Genomic DNA, 21291 nt, shown 5'->3' on the forward strand with positions numbered 1-21291 from the left:
AATGTTCGTGTGTACAACCTGCACAGAAGACAGCAACGCGTTCTTGGAAAAGGCGCGCGTGGCGCTGCCTAATCTGACAATCGAACCAATTGATTGCATGTCCGGTTGTACGCGCGCGCAGACAGTAGCCTTCCGCGCGACTGATAAGACAGCATATTTATTTGGTGAGATCACTCTGGCGGATTTACCCGCGTTAGAGACCTTTTCGGTGTTATATGAAGCGTCGCTTGACGGCACATTTCCGGATGCGCGGGTACTGGGTGACCTACGCACCAAAGCGATCGCAAGGATCCCTGCATGAGCATTCACCTCACGCTGATTGGGATCGGTACTGGCAATCCCGAACACCTGACACTGCAGGCGATCCGAGCGATGAACGCCCAAGACCTGATCCTAATTCCACATAAGGGCGTAGGAAAGGATGACCTTGCCCAACTGCGCCGCGATATTTGTGACGAGGTTCTAACCAATACTGACACACACATCGCTGAATTCGAATTGCCCGTGCGCGATAAATCTACGCTGGATTACCGCCAACGTGTCGATGATTGGCATGACGCAATCGCCGCTGTCTGGCAGGGAGCGATCGACACGCATGGCACGGCACGGCGGGTTGCGTTGTTGGTATGGGGTGATCCCTCACTTTATGACAGCACGCTACGGATCGCGGCGCGACTGGACCCTGCGCCGCAGATCGAAGTGATCCCAGGCATTACGTCCCTTCAGGCGCTCACAGCAGCTCATGCAACGGTCCTAAATGAGATCGGCGCACCGTTTATTGTTACCACGGGCCGCCGCCTATGCGACGAAGGTTGGCCCGAAGGCGTAGATACAGTTGCCGTTATGCTTGACGCTGGCGGTTCATTTGATGCGATTGATCCAAAATGTATTCACATCTGGTGGGGTGCTTACGTTGGCATGAAAGAGCAAATCGTGATCGAAGGGCCGCTAAATGAGGTGTCTGCCAAGATCAAACAGACCCGGGCCCAAGCGCGCGCGGATCACGGCTGGATCATGGATATCTACCTATTGCGCAAAAGCTGACTTTGGCAGCTTAGTCAGGGTCTACTTTACCACGCATTGCCTTCACTTCGCCGCGCACCTTTTTGGCTTTCAGGCGGCGCTTTTTTGAGCCCAATGTAGGTCGCGTTGCGATGCGGCGCTTGGGCGGTGTTACTGCCTTTTCAATAAGCTCTTTGAGCCGCTCACGTATCAGTTCACGATTGCGGGCCTGACTGCGCGTTTCATCACATTGCAGCACCAACGCCCCTTCATTGGTCCACCGCCGCCCTGCCAATCGACGCAGGCGGTTCTTGACAGGCAACGGAAGGGAGGGTGAGCTTGCAGCTTCAAATCGCAATTCGACTGCTGAAGAAACTTTGTTGACGTTCTGCCCTCCAGGACCAGAGGCGCGCATGAAGCTCTCGGTTAGTTCCCAGTCCTGAATAGTGATGGTGTCATTGATATATAGCATAGCGGCCAACATAGGGTGTTAGAGAGCGAGTTGAAGGGGCATTGCCTTCAAAAGCGAAAAGGGCCGCCCTGAAACAGAGCGGCCCAATCGAATTGTATAGGAGGTGGGATCGGTTAGACCGATGGTCCACTTCGGATTTTAGAGTGCTAGGGGCTGCCCTAACAAACGACCTCCAAAGCTGTTCCGACACCTCTCTCCAGTACCGTTCTTAACACTAGATCACCTCCTTTACATTTGTTGAACTCACTTGAATCGTTGCACAAGTTTTCCAAATCGCAAAGCATTTTCTCAGATGATCAGTGTTCTTTTCCAGTTTTGGTTAATTATACGGCGCGCAAACGCGCAGTAATTATACGGAATGGGATAAGCGCCAGCAGTGCCAGCGACAGCTTTACCGCCCAGTCAGCAACGGCAAGCGAGACCCAAAGAGGGGCCGCCGGACCAACGCCTAGCAGGGGCAGAACTTCGGATGCCCAAGACACGTCAGTGGCTGGATGCACAAACGACAGTGCACCAGAAAACGCGATAGAGAAGAAGATCACTGTATCAACGCTGCTGCCAACAAGCGTGGAAACAAGAGGTGCTTTCCACCATGCGCCGTTGCGCAGGCTCGCGAAGATACCAACGTCCAGCATTTGCGCTACAAGGAAGGCGAGGCCGGAACCAATTGCGATGCGGACAGTAACCAGCGGGCCGAACTCGCCCATGATTTGTGTCCCGATCAGCGAGCAGAGGATGCCAACAACGAAACCAACCAACACAACGCGGCGCGCAGCGGCTGTTCCGTAGACGCGGTTCATCAGGTCGGTCACGAGGAAGGCTAGCGGATAGGTGAAAGCACCCCACGTCAGCCAGTTTCCATAAAGGAATTGAACGAGGATGTTTGAGGCCACAACGATGGTGGCCATGGCAATAATGCCTGGTAGGTGAGTGCGTGTCATAATAATAACCGTTTTTTGCAAGGGTGCGGCGACTTGGCCTGCGAGGATCGCAGACAGGCGGGCTTTAGGCGGCTTTGCTCACTGGTGCAACCTTATTCTGCAACGGTGTATTCCACGATCTGAGTGCGCAAGATGTGCATGAAGTTATCATCAGAGATCAGCGTGACATGCATTTGACCGTCTTTAGCGTTCCAAACGCTAATGCCTTCTAGGTTGTCATAACGTGCGGGAATGGTTGTCAGCAGAGTGTGTTCGCTTGGCGCATTGGGGTCGATGATAAACAGACGGATACGGCTTCGAAACCCTAATGGCGTTACTGCACGTTCTAGCAACCATAGGCGGCCCTTGGTGTCAAAATCAGCCCCTACAGGGCGAAAAGGACCACGTCTTGGGATATGCGCACTGACGCGCCATGCGCCGTTTTTGTACGCGTAAAGTGGAAAGGGTGCCCCACCTGATTGGGCCTGTTCAACCATAGCAAACAATGTCCCGTCTGCGCTGATTGCAAGGGCCTCAACGCCGGAATTCTCCCCCATCGTGTCTTTGAAAGGCAGGTTGATTCGCCCGCTTGTGCGGCCCGTCATAAGATTGGTCTGCATAATCCGGTGGCGGTGCTCAAACGATACAAATGCGTTTCCGTTGTCTGCAATCGCGAGGCCCTCCGCGTCACCAGCCTTTTTGTTCAAAGCTTCTCCAGCCGATTTCCCTAAGCGCTTTGTACTTAGGATACCAACGCCTGAAATACGTCCATTTGTGCGCTGCAGTTTTGTTTGGGTCACTTGGCCTCGGTCACTGATGACCGTCATGCGCGACCCATTGTCTGTGATCTCGATACCAGACCAACCCCCAAACCAAGGTTCAGGTTGCTCCCAACGCAGTGAGCCCACGTGTTTGAGTGATGGCTCTGCCTGCACGCTTGCGCACAGGCAGATAAGGACCATCGCTAGTCTAATCACTTGGCGTCGAGCACAGCTTTGCACTGAGCTGGTAGATCAGCCAAAACCAATTCGCGACGCGCCTTGCGCGGTGCTGCGGGTTTCCCGGGCTTGGGTTTTGGTGGGTTCAAGATGTTTGCCTGCCATTCACGCGCATCTGCGCAACCATCGCCGGCTGGTGGTGGGTTTTGGTCGCGACATCCGCGCGCACCTTTGGGGCAGGCCAAACGCACATGGAAGTGATAGTGGTGGCCGTACCAAGGGCGGATTTTGCGCAGATAGCTGCGATCGCCTTTCTCATCTGCACACATTTGCACTTTTGCCCCAGGAAACACAAAAATACGTGCGGTTCGCGGATCTTTGGCCGCTGCTTTGATGATCTGGTGATGCGAACGCGTCCATGCACTATTCACATATGCGCCCTTGGCACGGCGGGTTGAGATAGAAGAGATATTCTCACGTTGTTTGCGCGTAAGGCTGAGGGAATTTGGAGGCAGCATCCAAATATCGGCGTCCAAACCGATCTGGTGGCTGCGGTGACCTGTCAACATGGGGCCGCCACGGGGTTGGCTCAAATCACCGACATACAACCCGTTCCAGCCGGGTTGCTGAGCGGCAAACTGGCTGAGTTTTTTGACCATATCGATCAACTCTGGATGCCCCCAATTGCGTCCGCGCGAAAGGCGCATGGCTTGCCATGTCGGCCCGCTTTCGGGGAGCTGCTCTGCGCCTGCTACACAGCCCTTTGCGTAGCTACCAAAGGCAGCAGAGGTCTGATGGGATGCTGTAGATTTTGTACCGAACAGCTTTTTGGCCTGAACATTTGCAAGTGGTCCTGCAAGCTCTCCAATGGTGGGCAACTCAGGTTTGTGCTCTTTGGTGCCGCTGATATCGCGGGCACCGCCACAGCTGGCAACCAATACGCCCAAGGCAGCAATTGTCATTAGCTTTCGGATGTTCATTTGCTAAAATCTCCCTTCGGTTTAACCCAGATTAGCAGAATCAATCCTATGATGAATAGCCCCACAACGGGACTTACACCCAACCGCTGGCTTCCCGTGATCTGGCTTGTTATTGCAATTAGAGCTGGCGCCAAGAATGACGTGGCTTTGCCAGATAGGGCATAAAGGCCAAATGCTTCGGTTATGCGTTCCGGATTTGCCTGACGTGTCATCATGTTGCGTGAGGATGCCTGCAGGGCACCGCCCGCAGCGCCAATCACAGCACCCGCAATAAAGAAGGTGACATCAGGAAGGTTGCTTCCTTCAGATATGGAGATGAACAGGATTGACTGAGGCGTGATTGTTACGATTAAAATGGATACAAATACCAGCACACTCACGCAAACAATAATCACAGGCATAGGTCCAACCCTGCGGTCGACACGTCCTGAAATCCAACAGAAAACAGCACCGGCGATTATCGCTACAATTCCGAAAATCCCAACCTGGGTCACGGTCCAGCCCAATACGCCCAGCGCATAAATACCACCAAAGGTGTAAAGACCGTTCAGCCCGTCACGATAAAACATGGACGACCCCAGATAGGCCATCAGCGAAGGGTGCTTTGGCAGGCCTTTGAGGGTCTTGACGAGAGTGCGCAAAGTGTCGCCAATCACTAACCGCTTTGCGTCCGCTGCGTGCGTATCGCGGGTAAACAGAAAGAAGGGGATCATAAACACGGCGAACCAAATCGCAGAAAGTGGCCCCACAATCCGAGTGTCTGCCTTACTGGCGGTATCCATACCGAACAACGGATTAAGTCCAATGAGGGTGGTGCCATTTGGCGTCGCCTGAAATAGGAGGAGCATGATCACCAATGCGATCAACCCACCAACATAACCAAACGCCCAGCCCGAACCAGAGATGCGGCCCAGCTCGGCAGGGTCGTCATCTAGTTCTGGTAGATAGGAGTTGGTGAAGATCGTCGCGAATTCCATCCCGATCAGGCCGATGCCAAAAAAGAACAGTGCCCAAAGGACAGAGAAATCCTGTGGCGCAGTCCACCACAGTGCAGCGGAGCCAACGAAATACATCAATGAAAACAGCCAAATCCAAGGCAGCTTGCGACCCGAATTATCAGCGATAGCACCTAAAACAGGTGCAAGCAGAGCGATGAAAATACCAGTTACTGCCAAGCCCCAGCCCCAATAAGCCTGTGCTTGTGCGCGGGCGGCGTCTTTGGCCATTCCTTCGGCGATTAGGTTGTCTGATAATGTGCCTGCGAAATATGGCCCGAAAATAAACGTAAGTATAAGGGTGTTGTACGGCTGGCTGGCCCAGTCGAAAAAATACCATCCCCAAATACGCTTGCGCTTTGACATTGCACTCATAACCCGTCTCTCCCCATTTACAGTAACATAAAACAGGCTGCATGCGGCGGCGCAAGGTTCGGTTTGTAACTAATGAGAATGAGGCAAACTGCTGTAGCCTCAGCTATCTTGCATAGGGGGCCAAGGGCGGATCGCTTCGGCGCGGACCCAGCTTTCGATCCACTCAGGCATGGGCGGAGAGGACGCATCCAGCCCCAAAGAGGTCAAAACGCGTGGGGCCGCGACGATTCCGTTGTGGTCTGTGACCGCCGCGCGATAAAGCACGTGACTGGCGCAGTTACCGTCCTTTTTCCACATTGACTGCTCAATATAGATGAATTTGTCGTCCCAACATACCGCGCGGCTACGCATCTCAAACCGTTCAAACCCGCGAATGCGGTGCCGGAACCGAACGTGTGACCCTGCCATGGTCAAAGCCCAATTTTCGCGGCGCAACATTGCTATTAAACTCGCGCGTTGGGCTAGTGCGCCGCGTCCCAAATCATATAATGTCAGGGCGCGGCCATTATTCAGTTCAAGAAACCCGTCCAAATCATGCGGCCAGCACATATGGTGTGATACGTGTGTCTCGGTCAGGGATGAAAAGCGGGGCTGACGGCTGGCGAGAAAAAGCTCTTTAAATAGTCGAATAAACGGGAACATTGTGGGTCTCCTTTGGCACAGTCAAATGACCCTTGCCGAGGCAACGTCAACTATAAACCTCACGGCACCCTTGTCCTTTTTGGATGGCGCGCTTAGTTGCTGTTCAGACGTTTGGAAAAGGACCGTATGCTGTGACTTCGATATTTATGATTTTGATGCTTTTGCTGAACATCCTCTGGTTCTTTATTATCGCCCATGTGGTGATGTCTTGGTTGATCAATTTTCAGGTATTGAACACGCGCCAACCCTTGGTTGCGCAACTTTGGTACGGGATAAATCGTCTGCTTGAACCAATTTACGCGCCGATCCGCCGTGTGTTGCCCAATATGGGTGGTATGGACCTGGCGCCACTTGCTGTATTGATTGGTGTGGCAATTGCGCGGATTGTGCTGACCAACAACGCGGCGCTGTTCTATTGATCTTAGGGTTCACGACTGTTTGAAAAACGGTGCAAAGGGCTGAGAAGCCCTTGCCCCTGCTTTGGCGATATGTGAGTCTCTGGAAGCTGTATTTCCCAACTTCAGGTCTTAGTTATGTCCGGCGCTGCCCCGCTGCTAAAAGATGTATTCGGCTTTGATGGCTTCCGTCCCGGCCAAGAAGAGATCGTTGAGGCAGTGACCGCCGGTGAAAACGTGTTGGCAATCATGCCCACAGGCGGCGGCAAATCTCTGTGTTTCCAACTTCCGGCGTTGATGCGCGAGGGGGTCACCGTGGTGATCTCTCCGTTGATCGCCCTGATGCGTGATCAGGTTCGCGCCCTACAGGAAGTTGGCGTGGGCGCAGGTGCGCTGACCTCTGGCAATACACCAGAAGAAACTGCCGCCGTCTGGGAGGGGTTGGAAGCGGGCACGCTTAAACTGCTCTACATGGCACCGGAAAGATTGGCAGCTGGATCTGTCATGGGGATGCTCAAGCGGGTTGGTGTACAGTTGATCGCTGTGGATGAGGCGCATTGCGTCAGCCAATGGGGGCATGATTTTCGCCCTGACTATTTGCGTATCGGAGAGCTAAAGCGTGCGCTCGATGTTCCGCTTGCGGCATTTACGGCAACAGCGGACGCCGAGACGCAGGCCGAAATCATCCAAAAGCTATTTGATGGCGCCGCACCTCGTTCCTTTTTGGGTGGGTTTGATCGTCCAAATATTCATCTTGCGTTTGCGGCAAAGAATAGCCCGCGGAATCAAATATTGAATTTTGCCGCGGCCCGTCGCGGACAATCAGGCATTGTCTATTGCGGCACCCGCGCCAAGACTGAAGGCATCGCAAAGGCGCTGAATGACGTTGGGCAAACCGCAATTCACTATCATGGTGGTATGGAGGCTGAGGACCGCCGCATCGCCGAGCGCCGGTTTCAGCAAGAAGATGGTTTGATTGTAGCCGCGACAGTGGCTTTTGGTATGGGCATTGATAAGCCGGATATCCGGTGGGTTGCGCATGCAGACCTGCCTAAAAGCATCGAATCCTACTATCAGGAGATTGGTCGTTCTGGGCGGGACGGTGCACCTGCAGAGACATTGACGTTGTTTGGGCCCGAAGACATCCGCCTACGGCGCACCCAAATTGACGAAGGATCAGCACCACCTGAACGGCGCAGCGCTGATCATGCGCGCCTGAATGCTTTGCTGGGGCTTGCGGAGGCGTTGGAATGTCGCCGTAAGACGCTGCTGGGGTATTTCGACGAAACCGAGGTCACCTGTGGCCGCTGTGATCTTTGTGACAATCCTGTTGATGTATTTGATGGAACAACTGCTGTTCGCAAAGGGCTGTCAGCGATGTTACGCACCGAAGAATGGTTTGGCGCGGGTCATTTGATAGATATTCTGCTTGGCAACGAGACTGATAAGGTCAAGCAGCGTGGTCATCAGTCATTGCCTACCTACGGTGTTGGGAAAGAATACTCCAAACCCGAGTGGCAGGCCATTTTCCGTCAAATGATGGGCCGAGATTTGATCCGTCCCGATGCGGCCCGCCATGGCGCGTTGCGCATGACTGACGCAGCATTACCTATCTTGCGGGACGAGGCAAAAATCAGTTTACGCCGTGATAGCATCAAGGCGGCAGGCGCGGGGCGCCGCCCCGCAGTCAAGGCAATGGTGAATGAAGAAGATGCGCCGCTATTGAGTGCACTTAAGGCCAAGCGGCGCGGTCTGGCAGAAGCTGCAAAAGTACCTGCCTATATCATTTTCACCGACCGTACGTTAATCGAAATGGCCGAAACCCGCCCCGCCAATCTGGACCAGATGGCAGGCGTGAACGGAATTGGTGCAAAGAAGTTAGACAGTTACGGTGCCGCGTTCTTGGAGGTCATTAACGGTGAGGCCGAAATGATGCATCCGCAACGCCTGAAGCTGGCAGGCCGTGACGCGGGGACCCTCTATGACCAGTTGTTGGAAAAACAAGCGGAACTATCACGTGGCGCATTGGGGACAGAAAAGCCATTAAGCTGTTCGGCGTCGTTGCTTGCTAAGGTTGCGCAGCTGCGCAATGCAGACGCTGGCGCTATCGAGCGACTTTTGGGCGACCGTCGTGCGGAACGATTTGGGACAGCGTTTTTAGATGTTCTAAAAGACGCCGATTAACTTCTGGATAGGGGCCATGGGATAGTATGATCTACTGCATCCAATTGATGCGATCTAACCTTGTCATTTTTACTGACTTAAACCCGAAGTTCCTTACTCAAACCCGTATATCTCTGGTCCAAAATCACCAAACTATGCGTTTACAAGTCTAGGGGTGCCTCAACTGCAATTATGTGCAATTTCTGGTGTAAAATCTCAGCAGAGCTATGTAACCATCATCAGGGTAATTCTGCATTCAATTCTAAAAACGCCTATAAGAAGGAAAAGTGTTCGTTATGTTAATTTTGCTATCACCAGCTAAGAACTTAAACGAAGGCAGGTCGGCTGGGCATGCAACGACTACTCCTCGTTTTCTCGATCAAGCTGAGGAGCTAATGGCGGTAATGCGGAATTGGTCAGAGACTGAAATTGCAGACTTGATGAAAGTTTCACCTAAAATTGCGAAACTAAACGCTGAGCGGTTCTCTTCGTGGTCTCGGGAATCGGGCGAGGCGCAAGCCGCTGCCGACATGTTTGATGGCGACGTCTATAAAACCTTAGAGATGGCAACTTTGGACGATGGCACGCGGGCTGAAGCTACACGGCGGCTTAGAATACTCTCGGGGCTTTACGGGCTTTTACGGCCGGCCGATGATGTATGCGCGTATAGACTAGAGATGGGGCGAAAGGTTCCGGGGCATTCGGCGGGAACTCTTTACAAATTCTGGGGGACTAAGATCGCAAATGCATTGGTCGAAGATGCTGCTGATGTTCAGACAAACATAGTTCTGAACCTCGCTTCGGATGAATATTCGAAGTCAGTTGATCGAGCAGCTTTGGGAGAATTGCGTTTCATTTCGCCACGATTTGAAGAAGATCGAAAAGGTGTACGGAAAATGATTTCTTTCTCTGCTAAGCGCGCGAGGGGTGCGATGGCACGTTGGGCCTTGGAAAACCGCTACACTGATCTCGAAGATTTGGCTTCGTTTGATGTAGGTGGTTATGCCTTTGACAAGGAAACTTCGACTGCGGACCGTCCTGTTTTCTTGAAAACAGCAAACTAGAAATTTAGTCGACGAAGTACAGCTTGGTTGTGTTCGCGACATTGGCAAAGAACCAATTTTTACGGCCATTTGATCTTATAGAGAGTTCCCAGTTTGGCATTCGCCTTTCGGCCTTAAAAGGGAACGTTCTTGCCCGAAAACACAAACCGGTCCAAAAATGCGGTTGATTTGGTAAGATGGAAGCAAAGGCCTAGGGTATCATTTCTGTGACTGGAATTGTCCCTTCTGGTTGGGCAAGAATAACGTGATCTTCGATCATTTTCCGACGCAACGGTTTGGTCAAGTAATGGTCTAGGCCTGCTTCCAGAATGGACTTATCATCATCTGGTAATGCGTGGGCTGTCATCGCAACCACAGGAGTGTGCGTGCCACTTAAGGTTTCGATTTTTCGGATTTCTTGTGTGGCCTCTTTGCCGTCCATTTTAGGCATTGAAATGTCCATAAAGACAATATCAGGTTTAAAACTCTCATACATTTCAACCGCTTGAATGCCATTTTCGGCGAATTCCAATGTGATGTTTAATTCTTTGACCATTTTGCTAAACACAAGCCGGTTTGTGCGATTATCCTCTGCAGCTAAAACACGCATCTTGCGTAGTTCTTGCTGTTGTTGGGGCGGCGTTTGCGATCCCGGATGCACTGGCGCGGGCACTGATTTTGCCGGAAAATGCTTTGGTTCTGGAGGGATTTGATTGAGCGCTGAAAACAGCGCGCGACGTGGTAATGGCTTTTGCATCATCGAAGAAAACCGGCTTGCGCGTGCGTCTCCTTCTAGTTTGACAAGGCTAGCACTGAGAAGAACAAGTGGAACATCACTGCCGCGATCTATCAATCCGGATGCCAATGATAGTGCATCGACGTGGGGGGGATTGTGCTCTGTTATGATTAAATCAATCGACTTATCCAAAGCGGCAAGCGCGGCATCGCTGGATGAAATAGGGATTGTTTGCAACTGTAATTGTAATAGCTGTTTTTCAAGGATCGCGCGGTTTGCTGCGCTATCATCTACAACCATAACGCGGCGAATTTGCGGTGGCATCGAAGGAGCCCCGGCGTCGGCGTTTTTATTGATCTCCATCTCAACGCGGAATCCAAAGCACGACCCAATACCTTCTTCAGAGGTTACCCAGATGTCCCCCTTCATCATTTCGACCAGACGTTTGGTGATCGCAAGCCCCAGCCCAGTACCGTCAAATTGACGATTACGTTCGTTTTCAACTTGATTGAATTCGCCGAAAATATGCGCTGTCATGTGGTCAGGGATGCCAATTCCCGTATCCTCGACTGCCATGTGTACAGCAACAGTACCATTATCCGCGTCAGCCATACCAGTAACGCGGATCATTACGTGTCCCGCAGTTGTGAACTTCACGGCGTTACCGATGAGATTTGTAAGGACCTGACGGACACGGCCAGCATCTCCCAATAGGTCGCTTGGCAGGAATAGGTCATAATCAAGTAGTAGTTGCAGCCCCTTTTCACGCGCCATGGGTTGTAAAAGCATGATCACTTCTTGGCAGGCGCGCTCAAGATCAAAAGGTTCATTATTTAGCTCAAGCCGATTTGCTTCGATCTTGGAGTAATCGAGAACATCATTAATGATAACGAGTAAGGCCTCGCCTGAATTTTTGATTGTCTGAACGTACAATCGTTGCTCTTCGTTCAGGATGGTATCATCGAGAAGATCGGCCATTCCAACAACCCCGTTCATAGGAGTACGGATTTCGTGGCTCATGTTTGCAAGGAAGGCCGACTTTGCACGGTTAGCACTCTCGGCCAATTCTCTTGCAGCATCCAGTTCCCGTTCGTATTTTACGGTAGCCGTAATATCGAGACCGAGTGATACCATATCACCGCTAGGGCCACGTTGATCGACCATTTTGATGTAATTGCCGTTCCAAAGTTGGATGACCACGGGATCCGGCTTTTCTTGCTGAAACCTAGTTAGCAAACGTTTCCGCCAAGCGGATGATTCCATGCCGTTGAGGTTCACAATGCCTTCATCAGTAAGGGCTTGCAGAATCGTGACGATGTTCACCCCCGGCTGGATTACTTCTAGGCCCTCGAAAACTGCTAAATAGGCTTCGTTTGCCATAATGAGGTGGTTGTCGCCGTCGAAAAACGCGAAACCATCCTTGATTGTAGAAATCGAATGCCACAAACGCCGTTCCACCACAGCAATTTTCTGATGCGCGGCTTGTAAGTCAGATTTAACTTTGCGATTCTCTTCGCCCATGCTTTCGACCAACGCGCGTGTGTCCACGATTTCGTTGTTAAGCTGCAGATTGTTCCGGCCAACTTTGCGGGTAGCAGCAAAAAGCTCGGCTTTTTTGAGTTCGAGAAGCCGTTCAGCCGCCAAGCGGCCGCGCCGTTCCTCGGTGAGTTTTTGCTGTATGCTCATCCATCCCTCGTTAGAAGCGTGTCGCAAACTTGTTTGTGCGCTGCTGGAGGTAAATATCGCCTTAAGGCCAATACCCTTGCTTGTGTAATAGGCAACATGTCACCCTGACTGTATTTAGGGAAAAAGGATTCTGTCATGCGTATTGTGCAAGTTTTGGCGGGAGCGATGTTCTGGATTGCTCTCTTGGCTCCTGCGGGCATGGCGCAAGAACCTCTGCCCGATCATCGGTATGTTTATACACAGGATGCCGATTTTTACGGTGCTGATTTGGGTCCGTTATTTGATACTACGCGTACGGCATGTGCGCTGGCGTGTGATGCACAGACCGCGTGCATCGCATTTACATATAACACCCGTTCGAATGCCTGTTTTCCTAAATCTGATGTGACCGAAGTAGAGTTCTTTGAGGGCGCGCTATCAGCGCGCAAATTGAACACTCCAACAGAAATTCAAACAATAGCGGCATCTCGGAAAAATGATTTGGCGTTTTTGAAAACGTCAGACTTTGATGCTGCGGATACCTTGGTACAATTCAATGCGGATCGCTATCTAGCTGGCAACAATACGCTAGAGGATATTATGGGTGCGATGGCTGCGGCCATCTCGCGCGGGGATGTTGGGGCTGCTGCCCGTTGGGCGGGTGGTGCTGTAGCATTAACTGATCGTGGTGATCTTTGGGCGCAAATGGCATGGCTGGGTTTGCGCCCGCGCGATGATACCCCGCGCGATCTCGCTCGTCGCCTTCGACGCGAAGCTGTGCCAGCATCCATCAATGCGTTCCTACGCGCCAAGACGCAGTCTGAGCAGGTCACGGCCCTTGATCTAATGGCCCGCGCCTTTGAGGCAAACAACCGAGGCCGCGACATGATAGCGCCACTGCGATTGGCGCAGGAGACTGAGCCACGGCAAGAGCTGGCAAAAGCGCTTGGTATTGCAATTGGAAAATATGGGTTCCGGATTACCGATACACGTGTGGACAACAACAGTGCGCGACCCCGTATTTGCGCCGAATTCTCCGAAAATTTGGTAAAAACTGGAATTGATTATGAACCCTTTGTTCGTCTTCAAAACCCTACATTGGTTGTGGAAACTGGCGCAAGAGAGCTTTGCATTGAAGGCGTTTCACATGGCGAGCGCTATACCGCGACCTTCCGATCTGGCTTGCCAGCGGCCAGCGGTGAAGTTTTGCACAAGGACGTATCTGTCACTCTTTATGTTAGGGACCGGGACCCTTCGGTCCGTTTCGCGGGGCGGTCTTATGTTTTGCCTCGCAGTTCACAGGCTGCTTTGCCCATTGAGACAGTGAACACAGACACGGTTGAGCTAAAGCTGCGCCGCGTTAGTGACCGCAATCTGCTAAGAGCGATGCAAGACAGCTACTTTGGTAAGCCGCTTAGCAAATATGAAGAAGACAGTTTTTCGTCCACGATCGCGCAGGATATCTGGAACGGTACTGGCGTTGTGCAAAACACGCTCAATACTGCGATGACAACACGGTTGCCGCTTAACGATGCATTGGCCGACCAACCGGCAGGCATTTATGCGCTAACAGCAAGTATCAAAGGGGCTGATCCGTATGATGATCCGGCTGCAACGCAGTGGTTTATCCTCACGGACTTGGGTTTAAGCACGATGTCGGGAATAGATGGGTTACACGCCACTGTTCTGGGCCTTGGTGATGCAGGTGTGCGCAGTGGTGTCACGCTTAGCTTAATCTCACGCGCCAATGCCGTTTTAGGTGAGGTGGTGACTGACGCCCAAGGCCGTGCTCACTTTCCCGCGGGACTGACTCGTGGCAGCGGTGCAGCAGCGCCTGCCTTGCTTTTGGCGAATGACAATCAAGGTGATGTCGCATTTTTATCGCTGACTGATCCCGAGTTTGATTTGTCTGACAGGGGAGTGGAGGGCCGTGCGCCTTCGCCTTCCGTCGACACATTCCTTACAACTGACCGTGGGGCGTATCGCGTTGGCGGAACAATATATGCAACCGTACTGACGCGTGACGCGCAGGGCCGTGCGGTGAACGGTTTACCGTTGGTTGCCGTGCTAAAACGGCCTGATGGAGCGGAATACAGCCGCGCATTGAGTGCGAATGCTATTGCAGGTGGGCATGTGTTTGCTTTGCCGATAGGGGATCAGGCACCGCGCGGCGCATGGCGTCTGGACGTGATTGCCGACCCGGCGCAGGGGCCACTGTCATCTCAAACCGTTCTGGTCGAGGATTTTCTGCCTGACCGGATTGAATTTGATATTTCCTTGCCTGATGCGCCGCTAAAGCTTGGGGATGCGCCACAGCTTGGAGTAGATGCGCGATACCTGTTTGGTGCACCGGCAACTGATCTGGTGGTTGAGGGCGAAGCGCGGCTGCGCACAACGCGTCATCTTGAGGCCTATCACGGGTATCTGTTTGGCCGTCATGATCAACGGTTCAACACACGCACGACCTATTTTGATCCGGCCCGCACGGATGCAAGAGGCACAGCGCGTCTATTGCTCAATATGCCGAAAGTTGATGAAGCGCCAAGCCAACCTCTTGAGTTGTCTCTGGTCGCGCGCATCTCTGAGGGTTCAGGGCGCCCAGTAGAGCGGCGCATGACACGGGCACTAACCCCGCAAAATTCAATGATTGGAATCAAACCAGCATTCGACGACGTTTTGTCTGAGGGCGCTGAGGCGCAATTTGATCTCATCACAACCAAAGGTGAAATGCCTGTCCGTTGGACCTTTAACCGCATCGAGACGCGGTATCAGTGGTATCAAAACGGTGGAAATTGGGCGTGGGAACCTATCACACGCCGTATTCGTTCAGCGAGCGGCGAGCTTACTTTGTCTGCTCAGCCAACGGCCATTTCGCAGCCTACAGAATGGGGCCAGTACGAATTGGTAGTAGAAAGCCTAAGCGAACCATATGCGGTTACTTCGGTCTCGGTTGCATCGGGCTGGTACGGCGGAGGCGACAGCTCTGCCACGCCAGATTTCTTAGCAGTGTCACTGGACCGCGATAGCTATGAAGTCGGGGACACCGCTAACCTGAGGATTGTCGCACCCGAAGCTGGCGTTGCCATGATTTCAGTTCTTTCCAATCGGGTGATCGACCAAAAAACTCTGAGCGTAAGCGCGGGCGAAACAGTGATCCCCCTAACAGTGACCGAAGACTGGGGCAGCAGCGCTTATGTGAGCGCCGCAGTGATCCGCCCAATGAATGAAGAAGCGGGCCTAAACCCAACCCGTAGTCTTGGGATTGCACACGCTCGTATTCTACCTGCGACCAAGCAATTGAATGTCTCATTAGGTGCCCCTGATGAAGTGGACGGGCAGGCAGGTATCCTTCGTGTTCCAGTTCAAGTGTCTGGGATTGCGCAAGGCGAGACGGCTTACGTAACGCTAGCCGCAGTTGATCTGGGTATTCTTAATCTGACGGATTTCAAGGTCCCTGATCCGTCTGATCACTACTTTGGGCAACGGCGTTTGGGCGTTGGGCTGCGTGATGTTTATGGACGTTTGATCGATGGGTTAAACGGCGCGATGGGTAGCACCCGTTCAGGCGGGGATGCAGTAGCCACCGCGCAGATTCAATCGCCACCACCAACCGAGGCGTTGATGGCGTTCTTTAGTGGGCCAGTCAGGGTGGATGCTGATGGCAATGCAATGATCGAGGTCATTCGGCCTGCTTTCAACGGCACGGTTCGCCTAATGGCAGTCGTATGGAGCGAGACAGCGGTGGGCAATGCCACTCAAGACGTTGTCGCCCGTGATCCGGTTGTCATAACTGCGAGCCTACCACGCTTGATGGCTCCGCAAGACAAAAGCAGATTGCTGCTTGAGATGATTCATACGCGCGGTGAAAGCGGCGTGATGGCGCTCGACGTATTTGCCGATGCGGGAATTGCGATGGATTCGGTGCCGTCTGAGGTGAACATCTCTGACGGTGGGACATTGCGTCTGCCGCTTGATCTGTCAGCGCGTGAGATAGGCGATCACAAAATCACGGTTCAACTCACAACGCCTGAAGGCACTGTTCTGCGCCGTGAACTGGCGATGGCTGTGCGGATTAACGATCCCGAAGTTGCAACAACGCGCCGCTTTACCCTTGGTGCTGGGGAGGTGTTCACCTTTGATACCGCGGCATTGACTGGTCTGCGTGCGGGAACGGCTAGCGCTACGCTGACTGCAGGACCTCTTGCGCGTTTTGATGTGCCCGGTTTGCTGCGCCAGTTGGATCGCTATCCCTATGGCTGCACCGAACAGGTCACCTCTGGTGCATTGCCATTACTATATCTGAGTGGTCTGGCAGAGGACACAGGTCTGGGTGCGCCAGCACAGATCAACGCCAAGATTGCCGACAGCATCTCACGTGTTCTTGCCCGGCAATCGGCAAATGGAGCGTTTGGGTTATGGCGCGCCGAATCCGGTGCATTCTGGCTTGATGCTTATGTGACCGACTTTTTATGGCGCGCTCAGACGCAAGGTCACGCTGTGCCGCAACCCGCGCTTGCCTCTGCTTTGGACAATTTGCGCAACCGCATCAACTTTGCGCCCGACTTTGATACGGGCGGTGAGGATATCGCTTATGCGCTGTTGGTGCTCGCACGTGCCGGCGCTGCTCAAATGGGCGATTTGCGGTATTATGCCGATACCAAGACGGCTGCGTTTTCTACCCCTATGGCGGCTGCGCAACTGGGTGCAGCTTTGGCCGCTTACGGAGATCCATCCCGTGCAGATCGCATGTTTGCGCGGGCAGGGGCACTCCTTCTCAAGGCACCAGATCAAAAACTATGGCGCGATGATTTTGGCAGTGGCTTGCGGGATCACGCAGCGGTGCTCAAGCTCGCTGCAGAAGCACGCAGTGAAGCGATCGATCTTGGCGGGCTGGCGCAATCGATGCAAGTAGGCCGCAATCTTTCGACCCAGGAAGCCGCGCAAGTGGTGCTGGCAGCCCACGCATTGGATAGCGCACCATTCGCGGGGATTGAGGTCGACAGCATGCCTGTAACTGGTCAATTGGTCCGAACCATAAGCGACCGCGCGCCGACGACATCACTGATCCGAAACATCGCCGAAGGACCAACAGATATCACGCTAACTTCCTACGGAGTTCCCAATGTTGCTCCGGATGCAGGTGGGTACGGTTATGCGCTCACCCGCAGGTACTTTACGATGGAGGGTGAAGCCGTGACAGGGTCAGTGAAATCGGGAACGCGATTGGTTGCCGTTCTGGACGTACAGCCGTTTGAAGAGATCGGTGCGCGATTGATGATCGACGATCCCCTTCCCGGCGGATTTGAGATCGTCAATCCCAATCTGTTGAACAGCGCCTCGGTCAAGGCTCTTGATTGGATCAAACCGACCCATCCCCAGAATGTCGAATTCCGAGCGGATCGCTTTTTGGCAGCAGTTGACCATAGAGGGGATGAAGCCTTCCAACTGGCCTATGTCGTGCGCGCGGTTACACCGGGGGAGTATCATCATCCCGCAGCACTTGTGTCTGACATGTACCGCCCCGAGTACCGCGCGAATACGGAAACGGGTCGGTTGATCGTTACGCCATGAGAGGAATTGCCGCCTGTCTGACGGTGGCCACAGTGCTGCTGTGGCTGGCCGCGCATGGGCGTGACAGGCTGGACATTTGGGTTGCACAAACAACCCTGCCCCCGGTTCTGTCCGAAGTGGCAGTAGAAGTTCGGGCCCGCGACGGCACCTTGCTGCGCGCGTTTCCGGTCGAGGATGGCCGTATGCGATTTGCCGTGCGCGTGGACCAGACTGACCAGCAATTTATCAAGATGCTTATCGCGTATGAAGATAAGCGGTTCTACCAGCACGGCGGTGTAGATTTGTGGGCTTTGCTCCGCGCTGGGACACAAGCAGTGCGTTATGGTGAGGTGGTTTCGGGCGGATCGACGCTGACGATGCAGGTGGCGCGGCTACTGGAAAACTCTGGTACGGGAAGCATGGCAGGCAAACTGCGTCAGATGCGCGTTGCCTTGGCGCTAGAACAGCGTCTGAGCAAAGATGAAATCCTCAATTTGTATCTGCTTCATGCGCCATATGGCGGTGCTGTTGAAGGGGTGCGAGCGGCCAGCTTAGCGTGGTTCGGCAAAGAGCCGCATCGCCTAACCCAAGCCGAAGCAGCACTTTTGATCGCACTACCCCAAGCGCCAGAGGCGCGCAGGCCAGACCGCCAACCAGCAGCGGCTAATGCTGCACGTTCCAGAGTGTTGGAGCGTCTGGGTTTGGCCGCAGGTAATCGCCAACCTGACATTCCACGTGCCTTGCGTACTATCCCGCAGGATGCGCCCCATCTGGCGGCGATGCTACGCCGAGATCGCCCAGCGGCTTTGCGCCATGACACCACAATTGACGCCCAATTACAGCGCAACATGCAAGAATTAGCACGGCGAATCATCTGGGGGCAGGAACGCGGCGTTTCGGCTGCGATCATGGTTGCAGACCATACCACCGGAGAAATCTTAGCTCACGTAGGGTCGCCTGTATTTGCGTCCAAGGATGGCGCCCTTGGTTTTGTGGATATGACGGCGGCGAAACGCTCTCCAGGATCGACGCTTAAGCCGCTGGTTTATGGTCTCGCCTTTGATGAAGGACTGGTGCATCCAGATACCCTTATCAACGATGCACCTGTGAGTTTTGGCGGGTACGCGCCCCAGAATTTCGATGGCCAATTTCGCGGGATGCTCACGGTGCGCGATGCCTTAACGCTGTCTCTCAATATTCCACCTGTCCTGCTCACCCACGAATTGGGACCAACCCGACTGATGGCTGGATTGCGACGGGCTGGATCGCGGCCACAGCTTCCATCGGGAAAGGCAGGTTTAGCCGTCGCGCTGGGCGGTGTCGGGATGAGCTTGCATGACTTGGCCCAACTGTATGCTGGCATAGCCCAGGGGGGGCAGGCGCGGCCTTTGAAGGTTCTGTCAGAGGCGTCAGATGAAACGGCTACTCGGTTTATGTCAGATGTTGCTGCATGGCAGGTGTCCCACATTCTTTCGGGTATTGCGCCGCCTAAAGGGTCAGCGGCCACAGCGGGTCAAATAGCGTATAAGACGGGCACATCTTACGGTCACCGTGATGCGTGGGCCGTTGGATTTGACGGGCGACATGTAGTGGGTGTTTGGCTAGGACGTCCCGATGGGACGCCTGTACCGGGTGTGTTTGGCGGTGCCCTTGCGGCTCCCGCCTTGTTCGAAGCGTTTGGACGGATCAGCTCGGAACGCGCCCCGCTTGCGCTGCCGCCAAAGGATGCACTGATTGTTGGAACTGCGGAGTTGCCTGAACAACTTCGCCAGTTCCACAGCCGTGATGCTATTTTTGCAGTGGGCCCTGATCGGCCCGTTGTCGCATTTCCGCCTGATGGTGCGGTCCTTAGGCGGAGTGGTTTTGGTGTGCCACTCAAATTGCGGGCAGGTGCGTTACCGTTGACTGTGCTGGTAAACGGTTTGCCAGTGATTACACACCTGCGTGCACGTGATGCTGTATTGGCCTTAGATGCCGAAGGGTTCACACGCATTTCAGTGATCGACGCAAGAGGCCGCAGTGCCAGCGTTGAAATCCGGCTGGACTAATTGCGGCGCTGGTGACACTGCTCATCTATGTCACTTGCACTCTCCATCTTACCTCTGCTGTTGATCATTGCCTCTGGCTATGTGCTGGCGAAATCCGCCATCATACCGCGTGGCAGTTGGGCCGCAATTGAGACGCTATCGTTTCGGGGTCTTATCCCTGCGACGCTGATCCTCGCCATTTCTCGCTCCGATTTGTCTTTAGACCGTTTTGGTGGATTTGGCGCTGCACTTGTCGGGACGTTAATCATTTTGGCGTTGTTGGCGCTGACGCTACGGTTGTTGCCTCAGCAGAAGCTGGGAAATGCAGCATTTACCTCGCTTTTCCAAGGGAGCATCAGGTGGAACGCGTTTGTTGCGCTTGCGGCGGCAGAGCAGTTCTTGCCGGGCGGTATCGCCGTCATGGCGATTGCAATCGCGGTACTGATCCCGTTGATCAATATCACATGTATAGTTGTGTTGGCTTCCTTTGGCCCGTCCAAGGCGAGCATTTCCAGAATTTTGAACACACTCATCCGCAATCCACTGGTTCAGGCTTGTGCGATTGGCCTCACGTTGAACCTTAGTAGGGTGTCACTGCCTGTACCTGTCGCGGATACACTCGATATGATCGGACGGGGCGCATTGGGTGTAGGGCTTATGGCGGTTGGAGCCGCGATAAGTTTGCGACGTCTCACGCGGATCGATTGGCGTGTGTGTTTGGGTGCCTTTATGCGGCCTGTATTGGCCTCAAGCGTCTTTGTTCTACTTGGAACGGCATTAGATTTGCCGTCTGTTCAAGTGTTTGCGGGTGTTCTGGTGTTTGCAGCGCCAGCTGCCGCAAACGGGTACATCGTAGCCAAACAGATGGGCGGTGACGCAGAGTTATATGCTGACATCATGACATGGCAGGTTGTTTTGGCGCTTTTGGCGTTGCCAATCTGGGCGCATATATTGCTTTAGAAACGCAATATCAGACCGTGTTTTTCGTGGCCTGAGAAACCGACACTTTCGTAAAAACCACGTACGCCACGGGCCTCGCCTGTCATGAGCATGATTTTGTAACAACCAGCGTCACGGGCACGGTCAATTCCTGCTTGTAAAACTGCGCGGCCAATACCTTGTCCGCGATGCTCAGGATCACAAACGACGTTCTCAATCAAAGCATATGGCCTGCCGCCGGATGTCATGTTTGGCAATACGTGCAGTGTGATCATCGCGATGATCTGATCTTGGTGTTCCACTCCAACAATTCGGGTTCTATTGTGATCTAACACCGCGTCAAAGTCCGCAGGATCGTCCGACACAGGTACAGGATCGCGGGTTAAAATTCGATAGAGCCGCAACGCATCCTTAAAATCATCACTATGCAGGTCCCGAATGATCATCAG

General features: G+C 53.5%; 16 protein-coding genes. 8 read left to right on the forward strand and 8 right to left on the reverse strand.

The genetic code is table 11. From position 1 onward, the window contains the following. Position 1: 1 nt before the first annotated feature. Entirely contained in the window at positions 2-301 is a 300-nt protein-coding gene (locus tag V7775_RS05830) for a DUF1636 family protein (RefSeq protein WP_335750911.1), read from the forward strand. Further along, entirely contained in the window at positions 298-1044 is a 747-nt protein-coding gene (cobF, locus tag V7775_RS05835) for a precorrin-6A synthase (deacetylating) (protein ID WP_335750912.1), read from the forward strand. Before V7775_RS05830 ends, cobF begins: the two co-directional genes overlap by 4 nt. A 10-nt stretch (positions 1045-1054) precedes the next feature. Here the strand turns inward: cobF and arfB are convergent, their stop codons facing one another. The 6 genes from arfB to V7775_RS05865 form a co-directional block, all read right to left on the reverse strand. Then, positions 1055-1474 (reverse strand): alternative ribosome rescue aminoacyl-tRNA hydrolase ArfB, encoded by a 420-nt coding sequence (gene arfB / locus V7775_RS05840; protein ID WP_335750913.1) that lies wholly within the window; start codon positions 1472-1474, stop codon positions 1055-1057. Between the two features lie 323 nt (positions 1475-1797). Next, positions 1798-2415 carry a queuosine precursor transporter gene (locus tag V7775_RS05845; RefSeq protein WP_335750914.1) on the reverse strand — a complete coding sequence of 206 codons (618 nt, stop codon included), beginning with the start codon at positions 2413-2415 and terminating at the stop codon, positions 1798-1800. A gap of 92 nt (positions 2416-2507) precedes the next feature. After that, positions 2508-3356 (reverse strand): esterase-like activity of phytase family protein, encoded by an 849-nt coding sequence (locus V7775_RS05850; RefSeq protein WP_335750915.1) that lies wholly within the window; start codon positions 3354-3356, stop codon positions 2508-2510. A gap of 11 nt (positions 3357-3367) precedes the next feature. Beyond that, positions 3368-4312 (reverse strand): penicillin-insensitive murein endopeptidase, encoded by a 945-nt coding sequence (gene mepA / locus V7775_RS05855; protein ID WP_335750916.1) that lies wholly within the window; start codon positions 4310-4312, stop codon positions 3368-3370. Then, complete coding sequence (locus V7775_RS05860; protein ID WP_335750917.1) at positions 4309-5682, reverse strand: MFS transporter; 1374 nt, start codon at positions 5680-5682, stop codon at positions 4309-4311. The genes mepA and V7775_RS05860 overlap by 4 nt, the downstream gene beginning before the upstream one ends. Before the next feature lie 99 nt (positions 5683-5781). Continuing rightward, positions 5782-6324, reverse strand: coding sequence for an acyl-CoA thioesterase (locus tag V7775_RS05865; RefSeq protein WP_335750918.1), 543 nt, complete (start codon positions 6322-6324; stop codon positions 5782-5784). Positions 6325-6455: 131 nt separating this feature from the next. Between V7775_RS05865 and V7775_RS05870 the strand changes: the two genes are divergently transcribed. From V7775_RS05870 to yaaA, 3 genes are all read left to right on the forward strand, one after another. Then, positions 6456-6743, forward strand: coding sequence for a YggT family protein (locus V7775_RS05870; protein WP_335750919.1), 288 nt, complete (start codon positions 6456-6458; stop codon positions 6741-6743). 114 nt (positions 6744-6857) lie between these two features. After that, complete coding sequence (gene recQ, locus V7775_RS05875) at positions 6858-8903, forward strand: DNA helicase RecQ (protein ID WP_335750920.1); 2046 nt, start codon at positions 6858-6860, stop codon at positions 8901-8903. Positions 8904-9178: 275 nt separating this feature from the next. Next, positions 9179-9946 carry a peroxide stress protein YaaA gene (yaaA, locus tag V7775_RS05880; RefSeq protein WP_335750921.1) on the forward strand — a complete coding sequence of 256 codons (768 nt, stop codon included), beginning with the start codon at positions 9179-9181 and terminating at the stop codon, positions 9944-9946. A gap of 190 nt (positions 9947-10136) precedes the next feature. On the opposite strand, the gene V7775_RS05885 is transcribed toward yaaA, so the two are convergent. Then, on the reverse strand, positions 10137-12347 hold the full coding sequence (locus V7775_RS05885; protein ID WP_335750922.1) for a response regulator: 2211 nt from the start codon (positions 12345-12347) through the stop codon (positions 10137-10139). A 135-nt stretch (positions 12348-12482) separates the two neighbouring features. Here V7775_RS05885 and V7775_RS05890 point away from each other — a divergent pair, with 135 nt between their 5' ends. From V7775_RS05890 to V7775_RS05900, 3 genes are read left to right on the forward strand one after another with little or no spacing between them, the layout of a single operon-like run. Beyond that, a complete protein-coding gene (locus V7775_RS05890) occupies positions 12483-17897 on the forward strand; it encodes an alpha-2-macroglobulin family protein (protein WP_335750923.1) in 5415 nt (1804 codons plus the stop codon). Continuing rightward, complete coding sequence (gene pbpC, locus V7775_RS05895) at positions 17894-19924, forward strand: penicillin-binding protein 1C (protein ID WP_335750924.1); 2031 nt, start codon at positions 17894-17896, stop codon at positions 19922-19924. The genes V7775_RS05890 and pbpC overlap by 4 nt, the downstream gene beginning before the upstream one ends. Before the next feature lie 27 nt (positions 19925-19951). Continuing rightward, positions 19952-20863, forward strand: coding sequence for an AEC family transporter (locus V7775_RS05900; RefSeq protein ID WP_335750925.1), 912 nt, complete (start codon positions 19952-19954; stop codon positions 20861-20863). On the opposite strand, the gene V7775_RS05905 is transcribed toward V7775_RS05900, so the two are convergent. Then, positions 20860-21288 (reverse strand): GNAT family N-acetyltransferase, encoded by a 429-nt coding sequence (locus tag V7775_RS05905; RefSeq protein WP_335750926.1) that lies wholly within the window; start codon positions 21286-21288, stop codon positions 20860-20862. The two genes, V7775_RS05900 and V7775_RS05905, sit on opposite strands and share 4 nt — an antisense overlap. Positions 21289-21291 lie beyond the last annotated feature (3 nt).

Source organism: Sulfitobacter sp., from assembly GCF_036960155.1.
Classification (GTDB): Bacteria; Pseudomonadota; Alphaproteobacteria; order Rhodobacterales; family Rhodobacteraceae; genus Sulfitobacter.

Bases quoted from the DNA above. Each gene is read 5' to 3' on its own strand.
- V7775_RS05830 (WP_335750911.1), top strand. From the start codon at position 2: ATGTTCGTGTGTACAACCTGCACAGAAGACAGCAACGCGTTCTTGGAA.
- cobF (WP_335750912.1), top strand. From the start codon at position 298: ATGAGCATTCACCTCACGCTGATTGGGATCGGTACTGGCAATCCCGAA.
- arfB (WP_335750913.1), bottom strand. From the start codon at position 1,474: ATGCTATATATCAATGACACCATCACTATTCAGGACTGGGAACTAACC.
- V7775_RS05845 (WP_335750914.1), bottom strand. From the start codon at position 2,415: ATGACACGCACTCACCTACCAGGCATTATTGCCATGGCCACCATCGTT.
- V7775_RS05850 (WP_335750915.1), bottom strand. From the start codon at position 3,356: ATGGTCCTTATCTGCCTGTGCGCAAGCGTGCAGGCAGAGCCATCACTC.
- mepA (WP_335750916.1), bottom strand. From the start codon at position 4,312: ATGAACATCCGAAAGCTAATGACAATTGCTGCCTTGGGCGTATTGGTT.
- V7775_RS05860 (WP_335750917.1), bottom strand. From the start codon at position 5,682: ATGAGTGCAATGTCAAAGCGCAAGCGTATTTGGGGATGGTATTTTTTC.
- V7775_RS05865 (WP_335750918.1), bottom strand. From the start codon at position 6,324: ATGTTCCCGTTTATTCGACTATTTAAAGAGCTTTTTCTCGCCAGCCGT.
- recQ (WP_335750920.1), top strand. From the start codon at position 6,858: ATGTCCGGCGCTGCCCCGCTGCTAAAAGATGTATTCGGCTTTGATGGC.
- yaaA (WP_335750921.1), top strand. From the start codon at position 9,179: ATGTTAATTTTGCTATCACCAGCTAAGAACTTAAACGAAGGCAGGTCG.
- V7775_RS05885 (WP_335750922.1), bottom strand. From the start codon at position 12,347: ATGAGCATACAGCAAAAACTCACCGAGGAACGGCGCGGCCGCTTGGCG.
- V7775_RS05890 (WP_335750923.1), top strand. From the start codon at position 12,483: ATGCGTATTGTGCAAGTTTTGGCGGGAGCGATGTTCTGGATTGCTCTC.
- pbpC (WP_335750924.1), top strand. From the start codon at position 17,894: ATGAGAGGAATTGCCGCCTGTCTGACGGTGGCCACAGTGCTGCTGTGG.
- V7775_RS05900 (WP_335750925.1), top strand. From the start codon at position 19,952: ATGTCACTTGCACTCTCCATCTTACCTCTGCTGTTGATCATTGCCTCT.
- V7775_RS05905 (WP_335750926.1), bottom strand. From the start codon at position 21,288: ATGATCATTCGGGACCTGCATAGTGATGATTTTAAGGATGCGTTGCGG.